We start from the raw sequence: 15,922 nt of genomic DNA, 5'->3' as shown, positions 1-15,922 counted from the left end.
TTTTCACGATTACATCATATGTAGCCTTTTTCATATAAAGACTGAAACGTATTTAATATATCTGTAGGGCTGTACCTCTTCTTTTTATATATTAAAGCTTGTAAACCGGACAGATTGTGTAGCGTTGGCTTCGGATGTCTGCGTTTCTCATTCACTTCTATCAACTTGACGATACCCTGGTATGATGCCTTCTCTGGAGTCAAAATATAGTGAACACTCATACATAAAGCCATGGACACCCCCGCAAACAGCACCCAAAAAACGGGATACGTCTACAGTAGATATACATGGCTATAAGTTAAGTTTAAGCCTGAATATGAATTCATCAGCTAGTCAGCATTTATCTTTTAACGTTTAATATTATCTAGTGCCTTCTTGCCCAGTCGCTCCAATAATTGCTGCTTATACAAGCTTTCTACCTTGACGTGCTTGCCAAGACTCTCCCAATAACCTTCACTTCTCGGACGGGCATCATACTCACTTGGAACAAGCCCCGGCACTTTCTGACCGACATGACCGATGCTGTAATTCTGTGCTGTTGGAGGTTGCTGAGATGTCAGTTCTCCTTCTGTATTCCATGAGACATAATTCGCCCCTGCCCAACCATGGCCGCTACCCAACCATCCTCGGTCACGAATAGAAATAGGTGCTTTGATATTATCGAATAACCCACCTACAGACCAGCGGTGATGAGGTTCGCTAGTATTATAGTTTTTGGCTGCTTCGCCTTCTAGAAAGACATTCGGCCCCGAAACCCGACTATCTACAACAAAACCGTGACGAGCCGTCTCCGTGTATATCCGCTGTGCCAGATTTAACTGTCCCATCTGATGAATCACATACCGGCGTCCGCCGGTGATAATGCTGACCATATCGTACATTTGGCTATCCTGTACAGTAATCCACTTGCTATTCCGACCCATCTGCACCAGAGAATACGATAGATGATAGCCTGTTACATTACGTACCCAGCCATTCTTGACACTGTTGAACACAACGAAGCGCTCTGCATGTTGTTCATCTGCATCATATGGATCTGTCGTACCGTTATCCATGACCGTGTCCTTAATACTTGGATCATATTCGGTATCGACCCTCATATTCTCGACCCCGACCTGTTGAATACGGGTATCATCAGTATACTTAAAGATTTGTCCCCCACCCCATTGGCGCTCAACAGCGCTGGCTAATGGCGCATCTACAGTGATCTTATTACCGTCGATTGCTGTTATCAACCGGTCATAATCTAGGTTAAACGGAGACCACTGACTAGCTGTGCCTCCCGGACGGTTATAGATATAATCCATACCGATAGCATGAATCCAGTTCTTATTCCCTACACGGCGGACAACAATCTGATCTCCCAGATGGTAGCCACTAGCATCATCTACGTTGAAAGTACGCGCCCCAGAAGGGACGTATAGATCCGTAATCTCCTTCTTTGAATCGTTATCCAATGTGAGCCCGACATTCTTGCCAACCTCAACCAGATTTCGTGGATTCGTGCCTGTTCCGTAAATAAGGGTCCCCTTTTCATCTTGACCCTCTCCTCGGAGAACAATTCCTCCTACCTGAATTGTCAACGTTCCAGCGATTTCATACTTCCCTTTCTTCAGCAGGACTGCCCCGCGAAAACTGTCGGTTCCGATAGGCATTTGGGCTACCTGATCGATTGCCGCCTGGATGCGGGCCGTATCATCACCATCCTGTGGCTGAACCGTAACCCTAACTTTCACATCCGGAATCTTCACACCTCCGCCCATGTAACCCGCATTAGAGAAGTCTAGAATTCGATTGCCTCTAAAGTCGCCGACATAGACCAGTTTGTCATCTTTCCCTAGAAAGGCAATTTGGCTCTGGTTCTTAGGAATTTTGTTCAGTTCCCATACGGTGAAATGGAATGTATCATACACCGGTGCTTTGCCATTCTGTTCAATTCGCAGACGGATTTCATACTGCCCTGCTACGTTTGCCTTCCCCGGTGGTGTCCACTGTTTAGTGTCTCCATTAACCAAAGCTACTGTTGGCAACTTGGCAATCACAGAAGTGCCGTCTAGGATAAGCTCACCACTTAACTTTCCATTCACATTAGAAGTCGTGGAAACCGTAGGGTATACATCCTCTGGCTCTATCATGGCAGCCTGTCCGATTTCTGTCTTCATCCGCGGGTGTGACAGCGTAGATTGAACCACGTAAGTCTCATCCTTGAATGCATTAGGATCATCGACGACAATCCATAGATCATCTGTTTGCAGATCCTTAGATGTCTGAACCACGCCATGAATGAGCGAGGCTCCAATCTGGTTGGCTGTTACCGTACCAGAAGGGTCTATGGATACATCTGCTGTTGAAGATTTATAGGTTCTGGCGACCTCCTGCAGATCCACTTCCTGTCCGGAATCCAATTGCCCTTTGAGTATAAGCGATCCTATATCTCCTTTATTTAAGCTAATTTCACCGTTGTTAAGATATTCTTTTCCTTCTGCATCCACGAAATAGATACGCTTCAGGTCAACTGGAGCAGGTGGTTCGATGCTGTTATATACCGCAAGTTCCGACAGTTGAACATTCAAGTCCTTGCTCAGGTTGAAATTTACTTTCATGTATCTAGCTGTAACGCTACTGAACATAGCTGCCTCCGTAGAACTAATATCTTTATCTTTGCTGTAAGCCTGATTCCAAGTTGTTCCGTCATCAGAGTATAGAATTTGATAATCCTTCAGATTATCCGCACGGTTAAGATTAATTAGGGCCTTGTTGAATGTTTCTTGCCTTCCCATATCGACAGATATCCAGACATTCATATCGTCCTGCCTATCTGCCGCAGCCGGCTGCCACAATGTCACAGCACTACCATCGATGGCATTCAATGCTGTGCCAGAACTAGCTTTTGCAGTCTTACCGAGAACCAGATTTGCATTTGGATCTCCGGTTGCCTTAACTTCTTGCTTCTTCCCAGTAGGGAACACCGGCGAGAATAGCAATATAACCATAAGACTTAGACCCGCTTTTTTCATCCATCCCATTAATAAATTCCCGCCTCTCACTTCGTTTTGCAATCGCATACATATTACATTGTACAGTTATGAAGTAACATGTCTTTTTAAATGATGGGAATGTGTTTTGTTACTGTTATTGTTATTACTTCCACCACAGTACTTCTAGTTTCAAATGGAAATTCATACCCAATAACCGAAAATTAAATATAACCAATAAGAAAACTAGGTTTAAATGTCTTGTTTTGTCGAAAAAGATCGTTATAATAGAGTATATATTACTTACATCTTAGGGGGATTTACATGAAACACAGAAAACTTTGGTTAACCGCAGTCCTTGCTCTAGTATTAGTACTTAGTGCATGCGGCGGTAACAACAACGCACAGACAAATACTGCGGCACCACAAGATACGACTTCAACAGATTCAGGCGAACCCAAGGATGGCGGTTCGATCATCATCGCAGTTCAAGATGATCCTAAAGTTATGAATCCAATCTATGCGGGCGACCGAGTGACTCTTACTATCGATCAATCGTTATACGCTCCATTATTCAATATTAATGACGGTAAGAAAACTTATGTACTTGCTGAAGATGTGACAGTATCTGAGGATAACCTTACTTATACTATTAAATTACGTGACGGATTGAAATGGCATGATGGTGAAGCACTCAACGCCGATGATATCGTGTTCACAGCGAATAGTATTCTAGATGAGAATCAACATAGCTTTCTTCGTAGCCAATTCGTATTGAACGATAAGCCGATCAAAGTAAACAAAGTGGATGATTTGACAGTAGAATTTATTCTTCCAGAAGTAACCGCTGCTTTTGACGGAGCTCTTGTACAATTCTTCCCGATTCCAGAGCATATTTATGCTGGTGTTACAGATATTGAGAAGAGCGACAAGAACAATGCTCCTGTAGGTTCAGGTCCCTTCAAGTTCAAAGAATATCGCGCTGGCGAATATGTCACGTTGGAAAGATTCGATGATTATTTTGCAGGAAAAGCTCACTTGGATACGGTAACTTATCGTGTCGCTAAAGATACGAATGCGGCTAATCTAGCACTTCAGAATGGCGAAATTCAAATGCGTATGGTAGATACACAAGATTACAAAAAACTGAATGATACCGGAAAGTTCAATTTGTTAACTTATTCTGAAGGTCGTCTTCAATATATGGCTTTCAATCTAAATACCGAGGCTATGCAGAAGAAAGAAGTGCGTCAAGCCATTGCTTACGCTCTTGATAAGAATGAAATCATTACAGCTTCCTATACTTCAGATGAATTTGCAGAACCTGCTGCTTCTATTCTTACACCAGATACATTGTATCAAACGAACGATCTAGAGAAGTATGACTACAACTTGGATAAGGCTAAACAACTGCTTGCCGATGCTGGAGTTAGCAACCTAAAAATACGTTTAGCTTATACAAACACTAACAAACCGCAAGAAAGTCAGGCTCTATACATTCAGCAAAAACTGAAAGATGTAGGCATTGAAGTGGAATTGTTGCCAATGGATGGTACAGCATACGGTAATAGAACACTAGATTTGAATAACAAAGATTTCGAACTATCCTTTGGTGGCTACATTATGGGATTCGAACCGGACGCTTACAAGACTCTATTCCAAAGCGAAGCTGCCTATAACTATTCACATTATAAAAATGCTGATTTCGACAAACTATGGGATGCTGCCGCTGTAGAAGTTGATCCTGCGAAACGCGAGGAATTATATAAACAAATCCAACAAACTGTGGCTAATGAAATGACTGTATATCCTATTGCCTACACCAAGGCGATCGTTGCCGTAGACAATACCTATGCGGGTATAGAAGAAGCTACACCGAAACCTGTCGTAATGCTCGAAGATTTATCCCAAATACACAAAAAATAATTTAGTTTTCTTACAATACATGCCGACCGGCAACGGTCGGCGTTGGTCCGGAGGGGTATGGCTTGAAAAGATTTATCTTACGAAGGGTTGGACAAGCCGTCCCCCTTCTTTTGTTTATTTCAATTATATCGTTCGCGCTTATCAAGCTTGCACCGGGAGATCCGGTTCTTTCTTTTGTTACACCCAATATGGGAGCGGAGGACGTTGAACGTATTCGCCAGAACTTAGGTCTTGATAAACCTGTGTATGTTCAATATTTATTGTGGCTCAAAAATGTACTCACAGGTGACCTTGGTTACTCATTAGTTAATCATCGTCCCGTGATGGATCAAATATTAACGCGTCTGCCTGCTACAATAGGACTTATGGGTGCAGGATTATTTCTATCTCTGCTCATTGCTATTCCATTAAGTATGTATGCAGGATCACGTAAGAATCGCCCTATTGACCGCATTCTCAGCTTATTTTCTTATATTGGGATTTCCATTCCGAGCTTCTGGTTCGGTATCATGCTCATCTATTTGTTCGCTGTCAAGCTCCATTGGCTTCCTAGTATGGGCATGCGAACGGTAGGTTCTGACTCTATCCTAGATATTATCAAGCATGCCATTCTACCTGTGACAGTACTCCTCTATATGAACGTTTCTGTCTATATGAGATATATCAGATCGAATACCATCAGTCAGTTGGAAGAAGATTATGTGCAAATCCAATATGCCTATGGTTCTACGACGGGAACCGTATTGTGGAAGCATGTCCTCAAGAATGTGCTCTTACCCGTCATTACCATTCTAGGAATGTCTCTTCCAGAGCTCATTGCCGGAGCCTTCATAACGGAATCGGTATTCTCTTGGCCAGGTATGGGTTCTCTAGGTATTACAGCAGTATATGGGCTCGATTACCCTATTATTATGGGCATTACGATGCTCTCCTCCATCATGCTCGTTGTGGGTAATCTGGTGGCGGACATCTTATACGGCGTGGTCGATCCACGTATCAAAACGGGGTGAGAAGCAACATGAATTCAATTAGATGGCGTAATATAACTTCACAATTACGAGAACAAAAGATAGGTATAGTAGCTATAGCTGTTCTGATGCTATTTGCCATTGCAGCAGCGTTTGCTTTTCTATCTCGATATGATCCCAATCAAATCGTTGTACTTGATCGATTGAAGCAGCCAGATTCTAACCATTGGTTCGGAACAGATGATTACGGTCGCGATTATTTTGCCAGGGCTTTATATGGGGGCCGAATATCTCTAAGTGTCGGGTTTCTCTCGATGGTTATCTCTGTCTCGCTAGGCATGGCGGTAGGTACGATTAGTGGTTACTTCGGAGGCTGGGTAGACAACTTACTCATGCGAGGTGTTGATGTACTCATGGCCATTCCCTCTTTTTTTCTCATGCTCATATTAAACGCCTATATGAAACCAGGGATTGGAACAATCATTGTTATTATCGGCGCACTTAGTTGGATGGGGATTGCGAGAATCGTAAGGGCTGAGACACTTTCGGTCAAAGAACGTGAATATGTGTTATATGCCCGCGTATCGGGCCAAAGCAAGTTTCGTATTATTCTAAAGCATATTATTCCAAATATTATGCCTACTATTATTGTCTCTGCCACGATTAATATTGCTTCAGCGATCCTTATGGAATCTTCCCTTAGCTTTCTAGGACTCGGTGTGAAGCAGCCTAATTCCTCTTGGGGAAGTATGTTAAATGATGCACAGGGCTTCATGAGTGATGCTCCCTATTTAGCCATTATTCCTGGGGTATTTATACTACTGACTGTACTATCTTTCAATTTTCTTGGCGATGTATTCAGAGTAGCCTTTGAACCGAAAGCGAATAAACGATAATTAATAACTAAGCTGATGAGTATTAGAACAAACCTCTTATGGAATATTCATTTAGATATATTGGAGTGAGGAGTATATGACCGACTTACTATCTGTCCGAAATTTAAAGACCTCGTTTATGACCCGTGCTGGCGAAGTCCAGTCTGTCAGAGGCGTTAGCTTTAATGTACAAGCTGGAGACGTAATTGGAATTGTTGGAGAATCTGGAAGTGGCAAAAGTGTGACAGCTAAATCGATCATCGGATTAATCCAGCCTCCAGGTAAAATCACTAACGGACAAGTCATTTTTAACGGTAAGAATCTAGCAGCCATGTCTGACAAAGAGTTGCGCCGAATTCGGGGTAACGAAATTTCAATGATCTTTCAGGACCCTATGACTTCTCTAAATCCTGTTATTCGTGTAGGAAAGCAATTAATTGAGGTTATTAGACGTCATCGTAAGTTAGACAAACATGCCGCAAGACAGCGGGCGATTGAACTGCTTCGTGAAGTTGGTATTCCTGCACCAGAACAACGAATTGATCAGTATCCACATGAGTTCAGCGGAGGAATGCGACAACGGGTCATGATTGCTATGGCTCTGTCATGTAACCCTCAGCTTCTCATTGCAGATGAACCAACTACGGCACTGGATGTCACCATTCAAGCGCAAATTCTAGGACTTATGAAGCAACTTAAGGAACGAACAAATACAGCTATTCTATTAATTACACATGATCTCGGCGTGGTTGCACAGGTATGTACACGGGTGATCGTCATGTATGGCGGTCTGATCATGGAAGAAGGAACCGTGGAAGAAATCTTCGAACATCCACGTCATCCTTATACACAAGGATTGTTGAAATCTATTCCCCGAGTGACCACCGGGGGGCGGCAGCGGTTATCTACGATAGAAGGAACCCCACCGGATCTTCTTGACCCTCCTTCGGGTTGTCCTTTCATGGAGCGATGTCCCCATGCAGGAGACATCTGCAAAACGATGCCTCACTATGTCGACTTCAATGAAGAACATCGTACTCTTTGTTGGCTCTATGAACCTACTGAAGGCAATGATGCGAAATGGAGAGAGGGGGATACAACATGAATCCAAATCCAGAGATTCTACTAGACGTACGCGGATTGAAGAAGTATTTCCCTGCACGTGGAGCCGGAAGTAGTGGTCGAAATATGCTAAAGGCCGTGGATGATCTTACCTTTCACATCAGTCGAGGGGAAACCTTCGGATTAGTGGGAGAGTCCGGATGTGGTAAATCAACGACAGGTCGCAGTATTGTACGCTTATATGATGTGACAGATGGTGAAGTTTATTTCGATGGCCACAATATTGCTACAATGAATGAACGGCAGTTGAAGCCCTTCCGTAAAAGAATGCAAACGATTTTCCAAGATCCCTATTCATCACTGAATCCAGGGATGAACGTCGCCCAGCTCATTAGCGAACCTATGGAAATTCACGGCATCGGTAGCAAGCAAGATCGCCAAGATACTGTATTAGAATTACTCGAGAAAGTGGGTTTGAAATCGGAACATGCCCTACGTTATCCACATGAATTCAGTGGAGGTCAACGCCAACGGATCAGTATTGCGAGGGCCCTGTCCGTTCGTCCTGAATTCATATTATGTGATGAACCCATATCAGCACTCGATGTGTCTGTTCAAGCTCAAGTCGTCAATATGCTTGAAGATCTCCAAGCAGAATTCGGCTTAACCTATCTATTTATTGCGCATGATCTATCTATGGTGCGTCATATCTCTGATCGTATCGGCGTGATGTATCTCGGTAAACTCGTAGAGCTCGCTCCAAGTGATGAGCTATATGATCACCCAGCACATCCTTACACTCAAGCTCTGCTTGAAGCCATTCCGCAACCCGATCCGAAGCTGGCTCAGCAACTATCCGCTCCTATAATTACAGGAGATCTGCCAAGCCCATTGCAGGATTTTCAAGGCTGTAAATTCGCCTCGAGATGTCCTATGGCACATGATCGTTGTCGTCAAGAAGAACCTCAATGGACTGAGATTTCACCAGGTCATTATACAGCATGTCATTTATATTAGTTGAACGAAAGGCGGAGTTATAGCATGAGTAATGAAATCAAAATTTCACAACATACTGCAATTTTACTAGAACACGCCAGAAAAGTACTGCTCGATGAGGTACAGATCAGAGAAGCTGTACGCTTAAAGGATCCCATCCTACTTAAGAATGCAGAAGGAGAACATTACCAATATGGAGATTTCTTCACCTATGCTGAGGAACATGCTGAGCAGATTGAACAGGCACTTGAAGGATATCGAATGACCTTTAACACCCGAAATGGTCTGAAAATCTGGGTTGAGGAGAAATTCAATCTCCAAGCCCATGTAGACTTTAAATTCGGTGACAACAGAATCGATGAGCTTCATCTAGATGAACACCAATTAACCCAGTTAAGGCAGTCTCTTGCCGTCAATTGGGTCGTATTAGAAAAGCCTCTTCGTGAAGGAATTCAAGAAGTTTCCTTGGTTCTACGTGGACAGGAAGATTAATACGTATAATGATACAAGAAGAACCCTAGTTTCTTATGAAACCATGGGTTCTTCTTGTATTTAAATAACCCAATTGATTTTTTCCAAATACTCATGTTTTAGCGCTATTTGACGCTTTCCTATGTACTTTAAAAACCTTACGGATTCTTAAGTACTTCTCATGCCTCATATTGACCTGATATTTTCTTAGCTATTCCTTGAATGATATCGCGGATGTGCTGTGGCTCGACCACTTCTACGTCTTGTCCAAAGCTAAGAATAAAGCCATATAACCATTGATCCTCAGGATAAGATGGCGTTACCGTATAGAAACCTTTTACATCCTCTATAAGCTCTTCCACACCGAACCATTCTTCTGCCAAATGCTTAGCTTTCTCGTTAAACCGAAGAACAAGGCGAATGCCACTCTCTGGTGCAGTCCATTCCTGTTGCCACGGAGGAGGATCGAACGAGACGGGTTGCCGCTCATATGGAATTTCCTTTTCTACGACATCCTTCATTCGTAATAACTTGAACAGCCTGAAAGCCTGTCGATACTGGCAAAATGCATATAGATACCATTGTTGATTCTTCATCACTATCGTATAAGGTTCTACAGACCGTACCCGCTGCTCCCCCTGCGCATTACTATATGTAAAAGATACGACATGTACCTTCTCAATGGCCTGCTTGAGTAGCTTGAGATTTCCCTCCAACTCCCCACGCTGACCCCATGCAGAGAAGTCGACAATAAATTGACTCGTCTGAAAGTCGAATTGTTCCATATGTGAATGTGGAATGATGCTGTTGATTTTGTCCAATAGGATTTGATGACTCTTACTAAAGGAGGACGTAGAAATACTCTGCAGCGCCGTAACGATATTCGCCATGTCATGATTCGTTAGCACATTACGATCCAGCCGATATCCTTCCACCAGTCCAATCCCACCATTGGCACCTTGATAGGTAACCACTGGAATACCCGCTTGATTAATAGCATCCACATCGCGATAGATCGTTCGTACTGACACTTCAAACAACTCTGCTAATTCTTTAGCTTGAACTCTCCCGCGATTTACTAGCAATATAACGATTGAAAGCAAGCGATCAAGCTTCATCTATATCTCTCATTTCTACTTTTTCTATCATTATTACATATTGAAGTTATTTTAGCGCAACCACTTTATAACAACACAAACAGCAACACCTATACTCATGGTGTTGCTGTTTGTTTGCTCAATATATATTACATGATGATAACGTATTTCACATCTAGATCTTAACCTTCAAAATCACTTTTCTAACCTTAACCTTCTCCTGTATAGCAATCCCGGTCATATGCCCATCTTGGGGGTAACATACCAACACATCCCCTGCATATACTGCAACAGCAGAGTTCACTTCTCCGCTGAAGAATTCGGCATCCTTCTCTTCATTGTACGCCTCTTTTACCGTAAGACGTTCAATCTGCTCATAACCAATCTGTTCGCTACCCTCAATAATATAATGTAAGTCCAGATATTTCTGATGAGCTTCCCAGAAGCATTCTTCTGCGCCTTTGGTTTCATATTCAGCAACCACATAGAAGATTTCATCATCGACCTCATGTACGCCCACAGATTGTTCAGAGAAATCAGTATTTTCAAGAAAATGCACACCTTGATAGATTTTTGAATCCAATGGATGCTGTTTCAAAAGATAACTTAAGCGATCAACGATCATCTTGAATCCCCCTTAGCGTACAAGCCATCCGCCGTCTACAGCTAGAATATGTCCATTCATATAATCGGATGCTCTACTCGATAAGAAAACAACTACGCCCATAAGATCAAACGGCTCTGCCCAACGGCCTGCAGGAATTCGGGACAGAATCTCTTGATTACGCACCTCGTCACTACGGATAGGCGCTGTGTTCGCTGTTGCAATATATCCCGGTGCAATCGCATTGATCTGTACGTTATGAATCGCTAATTCATTAGCGAAAGCCTTGGTAATCCCCGCAACGGCATGCTTACTAGCTGTATAAGAAGGTACGAATTTACCGCCTTGGAAAGATAACATCGAAGCGATGTTGATGATTTTCCCGCTTTTTTGTTCTACCATGACTTTAGCAACCTCTTGACTCAAGAAATACACGGCATCTAGGTTGATTGCCATTACAGCATCCCAATCTTCTGCCTTGTACTCAAGTAGCGGTGCTCTACGAATTGTACCTGCATTGTTAACCAGAATGTCGATCTTACCAAAAGCTTTCAGACATTCTTCAACAACAACTGGAATAGCTTCTTTTTGGGAAAGGTCAGCTTGGTGAAAAACAACTTTACGACCTTCCTTCTCGATCATGACTCTAGTCTCATCCCAGTTCTTGTCATAAGTAACCACAAATAGGTCTGCTCCTGCTTTAGCCAGTGCCACGGCGTACCCTTGACCTAGACCCGTATTCCCCCCAGTTACAATCGCTGTCTTTCCTTGCAAGTTGAAAAAATCTAATGAAAATTCGTTTAAACTCATCATTTATCCCTCCTAAATATTAGCTATATCTTTCAAGCCTTAATTTCTTGGAATTTGGCTACATATTGTGCCGCTAATTCAGTAATAAGATCGTAACGATCGTCTTTGGCAGGAGCCGTTAAATTCCCACCAATACCGACCGCGATGCATCCATTACGAATCCACTGTTCCATGTTGTTCAGATCCACGCCACCCGTAGGCATAATTTGTACATGAGGCATCGGTCCTTTAACCGCCTTAATGTAGTCTGCTCCAAAGGCGCTACCAGGGAATAGTTTCAGTACATCTACGCCAAGTTTCAGCGCTTCCTTCATTTCATTCAAGGTCAGACAACCTGGCATGTATGGAATGCCATACAGATTACACATCTTAGCTGTTTCTTCTTCAAAAGAGGGACTTACTACAAATTCAGCACCTGCTAATATGGATATTCTAGCTGTTATAGGATCAAGTACCGTACCCGCTCCAATGACTGCCTTATCTCCGTATTTCTTGACGAGAGTTCGAATGGCCTCATCTGCATTAGGTGTTGTAAAGGTCACTTCAATATTGTTGAGACCTCCCTCAATACAAGCCTCCGACATCCGAACGGCTGCTTCGGGAGTATCGGCTCGAATAACAGCAACAACCCCTACAGATGCAATATTCTGTAATACTTTAATTTTCTTCATCTACTTAAAGTCCCTCCCTTGTAAAAAATATAATTAGCGAATCTCATCTATCGCAACTGCATCCATATCTTTATATGTGTAGTTCTCTCCAGCCATTGCCCAGATGAAGGTATAATTGTTCGTCGCTGTTCCACAATGAATAGACCATGGAGGGGAAATAACCGCTTCATCATTCTTCATCACAATGTGTCGAGTCTGGCTCGGCTCACCCATCATATGGAACATTCTCGCTTGTTCATCCAATTCGAAATAGAAATACACTTCACTACGTCGATCATGAACATGTGTCGGCATCGAGTTCCATACGCTACCTGCTTGCAGTGCCGTCATACCCATACACAATTGACAACTCTGAATACCATCCTCATGAATATATCTGCGAAGAACACGACTATTGGCAGTCTCTGGGCTTCCTAAACTCTCTGCTGCTACATCTTTGAACGTTTGTTTTTGAGTTGGATAGGTTTGGTGAGCCGTAGCAGATACGAGATAGAACTTAGCTGGAGCCTGGCTTGAATCGCTTTCAAAGATAAGTTCTTTGTTTCCTAATCCAATATATAAACAATCCTTCAGATCTAAGGAGTAGGTCTCCCCATCCACAGTCACCTTGCCGCTGCCCCCAACATTAAACACACCTAATTCACGACGCTGTAAGAAGTAATCCGCTTTAATTTCATCGTATCCTTCTAAACGAACAGGTCCATTCACTGGAAAGATACCACCGACAATAAGACGATCTTCATGTGTATAACATAGCTTCACTTCATCCGGAACGAATAGTTCCTGGACCAGATAATGACTGCGTAATTCTTCCGTCATAAAAAACTTAGCTTGTTCTGGATGAGTAGAGTAACGTTTTTCCATATTAAGAATTCCTCCCGCATAAATAAAATGCAATAAGTTTAGTAAAATTAATAAATATATTTGGTAACCTCACTTGAAATACTAATTAATTAAATGGATTCAGTCAATATCATATTTAACGTTTTTTATAAATAAATAATATATATTTATCAAAAACCTATATTTAACGCTAGTTACAAGTCATATTTTTTAATCAAAAATAATATTTGAGCGTGAAGACATCGAAGTTGTTATTGTTAAAAACCGATTTATGTGATAATTTCTAAATGAGCCTTATTATTAAGAATATTTAAATGGATGTCAGATAAACTTTTATAATTAAATAGGATAAATAAACGAATCAAACATGATGCAACAACACATGAACTCACACACTATAAGGAGGCATTTATAATGAATAAACCTTTGGACGTAGTTACATTTGGAGAACCTATGACGATGTTTTATGCCAATGAACCCGGACTACTACATGAAACTTTCTCTTTTTCCAAAGCTCTTGCAGGAGCAGAAACGAATGTATCAACAGGATTGTCACGTTTAGGATTGGATGTTGGCTTAGTCACTAAGCTCGGAAAGGATAACTTCGGTGAATTCATCATCGAGGCGCTAAAGAAGGAACAAATTGATACACAAAGTGTCGTATTTACAGAAGAATATTCAACGGGGATGCTGGTGAAATCCAAAGTTCTAACAGGAGATCCTGTTGTGGAGTATTTCAGAAAAAATTCCGCAGCTTCTAAATTAAACATATCTGATTTCAATGAAGATTATTTCTCCTCCGCTAGACATATGCATATGACAAGCATATCGGCAGCCTTATCCAAAGATTGTCACGAATTTTCTATCCATGCGATGAAATTCATGAAGAGATTAGGTAAAACCATCTCATTTGATCCTAATCTACGTCCTAAATTGTGGTATGATACGCCAACGATGGTGAACACTATTAACGACTTAGCTTCTAATTGTGATTGGTTCCTCCCAGGGATAAATGAGGGGAAAACGTTAACTGGGTTGGAGAAACCAGAGGATATTGCCTCCTTTTATCTAGATCGGGGTATTCCTCTCGTTATCATTAAGTTAGGCGCAGAGGGTGCTTACTATAAAACTGCCGATCAAGAAGGCTACGTAAATGGCTTCCCCGTTGCAGAAGTGGTAGATACCGTTGGCGCGGGTGATGGGTTTGCCGTTGGCGTTGTTAGTGCCTTTCTAGATGGACTTTCGGTTGAGGAAGCTACGAGACGAGGAAATGCCATTGGTGCTCTGGCTGTCATGTCACCAGGAGATAGTGATGGGCTACCCACACGTGAGGGTTTGGAAGCATTCATGGCATAATATTCCCCCTTTACTGGAGGAGAACGAATGATGAAAGAAACAGGCATTGTAAGAAAGGTTGACGAGCTTGGCAGGATTGTAATTCCTGCAAATAAACATACGTCAACGGGGCGGGTATCGACATTGGCAGAAAAAAACAAAAATGTTAAAACGCTACTGACATACCGTTGTCAGTAGCGTTATTTTATAATCGAGTAAGTAAACATAAAGGGGTGGAGAGCTGGTTCTGGCCCAAAATGATATGGTATTGTATCATTTATTATGGGAAGGATGATATCTTATGAATTTTGCTTCTGTACGCATCATTACCGACGACGTGGATCGTCTTGTCGAGTTCTATGAGAAAGTCATGGGTGTTTCGGCGGAGCGCCCCGCGCCTGTCTTTGCCGAACTCGTTGTGCCATCGTGCACCCTGGCGATCGGCCACTCCCAGACGGTGCCACTGTTCGGCATTGGTTCCGCAGTGGCGGCCGACAATCACACTGTCATCCTCGAGTTCCGCGTCGACGATGTCGATGCCGAATACGAGCGCTTGAAGCCATTTGTCGACGAGTGGGTAAAGGAACCGACCACGATGCCGTGGGGGAACCGTGCTGTGTTATTCCGTGATCCCGACGGCAACCTCATTAACCTCTTCCAGCCGGTGACCGAGGACGCGATCAAACGGTTCAGCGGTAGGGGATGATTCTTGGGGGAACAGTTTTGCCTCTCGTTATAACCTCGCTCAACGAGAAATCGAGATCCTGGCCCTGGTAGTCGTTTATGGATTTATAGTAATTTTTCTAAACTGATACTTGTTAGGATTAAGAATGATGCTGATTTCATTTACCGGGAATTCCTCCAGTTAAATTGTTGAGAAAACCGCTCATTTCACTAATTAACTGGAAATTCTCCTGTTATTTCAAGCGATTCAAGCACTATTACCTCAAAGTGTCGAATTAGATGGAGGTTTTCCGGTTAAGTCCTCCCCTAGCGATGTATGAGTCACATTAGATGGATCATTTCCTGTTATTTATTCTCATCACCATCAAGCACTAAACTAACTACGCTTTAGAGTCTTAAATAAACCCATTGCAAAGTAAAGCCAAAGAGTGTGTGTGCCGAGGAGAAAATATCCCTCTGACCACACACTCTTTGGCTAGTCACAACGTTGCATCTTCCATACTCTTTTGCTAATCACAACGTTGCAGCTCCCGCACAAGTTAGTCCGATTACTTGAAGGCTGTCGAGTATTCAATATTCATAAATATCGATCATCTACATCCAAG

At 42.5% G+C, this 15,922-nt stretch carries 15 protein-coding genes; 9 read left to right on the top strand and 6 right to left on the bottom strand.

The annotated features are described in order from the left end of the window. Window positions 1–347: 347 nt before the first annotated feature. Window positions 348–3,026, bottom strand: a complete 2,679-nt coding sequence (locus J2T13_RS04800) for a discoidin domain-containing protein (protein WP_429368845.1) — start codon at window positions 3,024–3,026, stop codon at window positions 348–350. 273 nt (window positions 3,027–3,299) lie between these two features. On the opposite strand from J2T13_RS04800, the gene J2T13_RS04795 reads away from it, so the two are divergent. From J2T13_RS04795 to J2T13_RS04770, 6 genes are all read left to right on the top strand, one after another. After that, the gene (locus J2T13_RS04795; RefSeq protein WP_429368843.1) at window positions 3,300–4,901 is read left to right on the top strand and encodes an ABC transporter substrate-binding protein; all 1,602 of its coding nucleotides are present in this window, start codon (window positions 3,300–3,302) and stop codon (window positions 4,899–4,901) included. A 62-nt stretch (window positions 4,902–4,963) separates the two neighbouring features. Continuing rightward, window positions 4,964–5,911, top strand: coding sequence for an ABC transporter permease (locus tag J2T13_RS04790; protein WP_429368841.1), 948 nt, complete (start codon window positions 4,964–4,966; stop codon window positions 5,909–5,911). Between the two features lie 8 nt (window positions 5,912–5,919). Then, on the top strand, window positions 5,920–6,765 hold the full coding sequence (locus J2T13_RS04785; RefSeq protein WP_429368839.1) for an ABC transporter permease: 846 nt from the start codon (window positions 5,920–5,922) through the stop codon (window positions 6,763–6,765). Window positions 6,766–6,841: 76 nt separating this feature from the next. After that, window positions 6,842–7,849 (top strand): ABC transporter ATP-binding protein, encoded by a 1,008-nt coding sequence (locus J2T13_RS04780; RefSeq protein WP_429368837.1) that lies wholly within the window; start codon window positions 6,842–6,844, stop codon window positions 7,847–7,849. Then, a complete protein-coding gene (locus J2T13_RS04775) occupies window positions 7,846–8,823 on the top strand; it encodes an ABC transporter ATP-binding protein (protein WP_429368835.1) in 978 nt (325 codons plus the stop codon). Before J2T13_RS04780 ends, J2T13_RS04775 begins: the two co-directional genes overlap by 4 nt. Window positions 8,824–8,847: 24 nt before the next feature. Next, complete coding sequence (locus J2T13_RS04770) at window positions 8,848–9,294, top strand: hypothetical protein (protein WP_429368833.1); 447 nt, start codon at window positions 8,848–8,850, stop codon at window positions 9,292–9,294. 158 nt (window positions 9,295–9,452) lie between these two features. Here J2T13_RS04770 and J2T13_RS04765 read toward each other — a convergent pair whose 3' ends face one another. From J2T13_RS04765 to kduI, 5 genes are all read right to left on the bottom strand, one after another. Beyond that, window positions 9,453–10,391 carry a helix-turn-helix transcriptional regulator gene (locus tag J2T13_RS04765; RefSeq protein WP_429368831.1) on the bottom strand — a complete coding sequence of 313 codons (939 nt, stop codon included), beginning with the start codon at window positions 10,389–10,391 and terminating at the stop codon, window positions 9,453–9,455. Window positions 10,392–10,545: 154 nt separating this feature from the next. Beyond that, complete coding sequence (locus tag J2T13_RS04760; protein ID WP_429368829.1) at window positions 10,546–10,995, bottom strand: YhcH/YjgK/YiaL family protein; 450 nt, start codon at window positions 10,993–10,995, stop codon at window positions 10,546–10,548. A gap of 12 nt (window positions 10,996–11,007) precedes the next feature. Then, a complete protein-coding gene (gene kduD / locus J2T13_RS04755; protein WP_429368931.1) occupies window positions 11,008–11,784 on the bottom strand; it encodes a 2-dehydro-3-deoxy-D-gluconate 5-dehydrogenase KduD in 777 nt (258 codons plus the stop codon). A 32-nt stretch (window positions 11,785–11,816) separates the two neighbouring features. Then, window positions 11,817–12,455 (bottom strand): bifunctional 2-keto-4-hydroxyglutarate aldolase/2-keto-3-deoxy-6-phosphogluconate aldolase, encoded by a 639-nt coding sequence (locus J2T13_RS04750; RefSeq protein WP_429368827.1) that lies wholly within the window; start codon window positions 12,453–12,455, stop codon window positions 11,817–11,819. Between the two features lie 33 nt (window positions 12,456–12,488). Beyond that, on the bottom strand, window positions 12,489–13,319 hold the full coding sequence (kduI, locus tag J2T13_RS04745; protein WP_429368825.1) for a 5-dehydro-4-deoxy-D-glucuronate isomerase: 831 nt from the start codon (window positions 13,317–13,319) through the stop codon (window positions 12,489–12,491). Between the two features lie 393 nt (window positions 13,320–13,712). Here kduI and J2T13_RS04740 point away from each other — a divergent pair, with 393 nt between their 5' ends. The 3 genes from J2T13_RS04740 (at window position 13,713) to J2T13_RS04730 (ending at window position 15,339) form a co-directional block, all read left to right on the top strand. Next, entirely contained in the window at window positions 13,713–14,654 is a 942-nt protein-coding gene (locus J2T13_RS04740; protein WP_429368823.1) for a sugar kinase, read from the top strand. A gap of 27 nt (window positions 14,655–14,681) precedes the next feature. After that, entirely contained in the window at window positions 14,682–14,831 is a 150-nt protein-coding gene (locus tag J2T13_RS04735) for a hypothetical protein (RefSeq protein ID WP_429368821.1), read from the top strand. Between the two features lie 103 nt (window positions 14,832–14,934). Next, window positions 14,935–15,339 carry a VOC family protein gene (locus tag J2T13_RS04730; RefSeq protein ID WP_429368819.1) on the top strand — a complete coding sequence of 135 codons (405 nt, stop codon included), beginning with the start codon at window positions 14,935–14,937 and terminating at the stop codon, window positions 15,337–15,339. Window positions 15,340–15,922 lie beyond the last annotated feature (583 nt).

This window comes from Paenibacillus sp. DS2015, from assembly GCF_050433705.1.
GTDB lineage: Bacteria > Bacillota > Bacilli > Paenibacillales > Paenibacillaceae > Paenibacillus_AQ.
Note: the sequence above shows the minus strand (reverse complement) of the source record. Positions and strands in the feature narration are given on the sequence as shown.